The organism is Psychrobacter sp. FME13 (genome assembly GCF_014861395.1).
In the GTDB taxonomy this organism is placed as follows: Bacteria; Pseudomonadota; Gammaproteobacteria; order Pseudomonadales; family Moraxellaceae; genus Psychrobacter.
This window is the reverse complement of sequence record NZ_RRYV01000233.1, coordinates 1-3,097: the sequence shown is the minus strand read 5'-3', so window position 1 is coordinate 3,097 and position 3,097 is coordinate 1. Positions and strand designations below refer to the sequence as shown.

Sequence of the window (3,097 nt, the reverse complement as noted above, 5' to 3'; positions counted from 1 at the left end):
ACGCGGTTTGAGACAATGAAATAATACCACACGAAGTACGGTTTATGTCATTTCTCGAAACTGCGCTCTTAGTCAGAGGGACAAAAAGCCAAAAAAAATAGGAAATATGAAAAACTGCGCTGTATTTCTGGCTTCAAAATAAACAAAGAAACGTCATTTTGAACAAACAAAGACGATTTTAAACAAACAAAGACGATTTTAAACAAACAAACGCCAAAATAACCAAGTTGTTTATCGCTAAAAGTCTGAATACGCGAAATAAAGCCCTGAGCATCTTTAATCGGGCAAATTCATTGTCATTTTGAACAAAGAAACGCTATTTTAAACAAACAAAAGCGATTTTAAACAAACAAACGTCAAAATAAGCAGGTGGGTGGGTTATTCACTACATTTATAAAATTTAGTAATCTAAATATTCTCTGATCGGACGCTTTGTAAACTGTGATGCGTCTTTTTTAAGCCGATTAACCATCTCAAACTCCCACCCTTGTTGTGACTGTCCAGCTGGGCTAGTCGGGGTTACTAAATGATTGTATTCCGCAATAAAAGTAGGATTTCGAACAATACGCCCTAATTGCTTGTCGCTTAACCCTTCAGTAGTGAACATATCTGCTGTGTTTTCATCTCTTTTTGAATCTAACGCCTTCTTAGATCTAGGTTTGCTTTTCACTATGAATTTAAAACCAACTACTTCTTTACCTCTTTTTACATTCTCATAAGCTATTTTAATATCCGTCTTGTCGTTGATTTCCTGAATTGGTGCATAAACAGCATTATCTTTTAAATTATTGATTCGTGAATATGATTTAGGCGTTCCAAGCTCTTTCCTATAATCATCTAATGAAATAGTAAAACCACCCATTCCCTGATGCTTTTTTGCTAGGTGGTAGAGGTCAATTGAGTATGTCAATTTTAGGCTCAGAATATCCTCTTTTAAATATTTCGTGTAAGGATTCAAACTATCAAAAACCTTGAGTAATTGGATAACTTCTTCTGTAAAGTTCATCATTACATAACCGCTTCCATATTTTGATCTAATAACCCATTGAACCTCTGTATCGACACCGTCCTTATCTTTATATATGAATGTTCGCTTCATCAGTTTTTTACTGGCTGTCTTCATCTGCTTATAAGCTGAGTGGCTATCAATTTCACTTAATTGAGCAAATTCTGAGGAAGAAACCTCTATAGGTGTCTTTTCAGTCGCCTTACTTAGCCTTACTACAGGGCTTGCCAAGATGATAAGACGCTTTTCATCAATAGACATCTCTCTAAACGCCTGAGTAATTCTATTTTGCATAACAATCCATGCCTCAGGATATTTCGCCTCAAAAATCATCACATCGTTACTCATAAAAACCTCATAATGCTAAAAGAAAATCAATACTAGCATTATTATAATGCTAGATACACCTAAGAACTAGCATTAAGTGGGACAAAACTAGCATCCAAGTGGGACAAAACTAGCATTAAGTGGGACAAAACTAGCATTAAGTGGGACAAAACTAGCATTATCAAGTATGAAACCTATGAATACCAATGCTTTGCGAGAGTCTAAAAGTCTTTAAAAGTCTTTAAAAGTAAAAAATATATTTTTGTTTGAATAATTAAAGAATAAAGAGAAAAAATTGATAACTTTTACGTTCAAAATCTAATAATTTTCTAACCTATCGTATGACGCACTGGAAACAAGAAAAATAATTGCTACGGTCGTCTATATCGTCTATGCGCTATAGAAACGCTCTCATCTGCTTTATCTGACCTTTTAGGACTATCGCCTACAGAATCCCTAGTAAATTCGTTTAAACCGCTCTCAGCCTCAAATTTGAGCGTTTTAGAGTAATTCTGTTCCTCTGTCTGAGGGTCATTTATGAGTTTAACGATATGTTTATGCGTTTGAGCATTACCTGCATCGCTGAAAAACGCTCTAGCAACTCTAGTTTCTTCCATGAAATCCCCTGTCACTAGGCTGTTTTCATTAGCAAATTTTTCTAAAATCTCTTTTTGTCTATCTGTATAAAATGGCTCGTTTCTACGATTGGAAAACAGTAGGGCTGTTTTCATGGTTAGTCTGTCAACCTCGCCAATAATTCCATTAATTCTTGGTTTTCTGTATCGAGCATTTCTATCCGCTCGTTCTGACGCTCTATCAAAAATGATTGTTCGCTCGTCAAGTTCTGTAGCTCTCTGTTTTCGGTGATTAACGCTTGTTTTGAGCTGCTGCTCATAGGGATTTGGGCGTTGTTCTGCAATTCTGCTATTAAACGATCTTTCCTGTTGATCTGTGTCATCAGTTTTTCGTTGAATGTATTCATCGCCATTACTGATTGCATCAATCCATCGTTGGCTGCGCGCAATTTGTTGTTGGCTGCTAGTAATTCCGCTATTTGCTGTCTGCTCAATTTGGTTGTGGTTGTATCTGTTGACTGACTCATTATATTTTCCTATTTCTGTTTGAACGCCCATGCGCTCTGCGATACTGGCATTTTTTCCTAAATGTTTGGTAGGTTTGAATTTTAGACCTAAATTCTTGTAGCTCTCGTGCGTCACTGGCTGAACGCCCTTTTGTGCCAGTCGTTCATTAAGAATATCTGCCCATTGTTTACGGGTGTTTTTGAGCCAGTCACTGTTTGAACATAATCCGCGCCCCTGCTGGATCTTTTCGCCAGTATTAGGATCAATAGTGCCAACGAGTTTTTTTGGGACGACAGGGCGCGTACGTTCATCGTTGGATAGCTCACTGTCTGATTTTTTACCTAGGGATAACTTGTTATCCCTTGATACATCTAGTTCTCGGGTTAATAGCAGTATGTGGGCGTGAATGTTTCGCGGATCGGGAGCAGTCATATTTTTCTTCTCTGCTGCCGCCTTGGTGGTGGCCATATCGTCACCTGCGGTGGGATCATGGACAAAAACCATGCTGAGAACGCCTTGTTCTTCGCTTTGCTGCTGAGCAAATTGCTCAAACAGTTCGATATTCTCAGCGCGTGTCAGTTCAGGCACACCGCACAACACCCATTCACGCGCAAGGCGTGCGCTACTTTTCATCTTACCGCGCTTGGTGGTTTCTCCCCTCTCAACCAAATCAGCGATACTC

General features: G+C 38.5%; 2 protein-coding genes. Both read right to left on the bottom strand.

Features of this window, described 5'->3' with window-relative positions; all coding sequences use genetic code 11:
* Positions 1–400: 400 nt before the first annotated feature.
* The gene (locus EI164_RS15360) at positions 401–1,354 is read right to left on the bottom strand and encodes a replication initiation protein (protein ID WP_192520829.1); all 954 of its coding nucleotides are present in this window, start codon (positions 1,352–1,354) and stop codon (positions 401–403) included.
* A 350-nt stretch (positions 1,355–1,704) separates the two neighbouring features.
* Positions 1,705–3,097 (bottom strand): MobA/MobL family protein (locus EI164_RS15355; protein ID WP_192520827.1); only part of this gene is annotated, 1,393 nt, incomplete at its 5' end.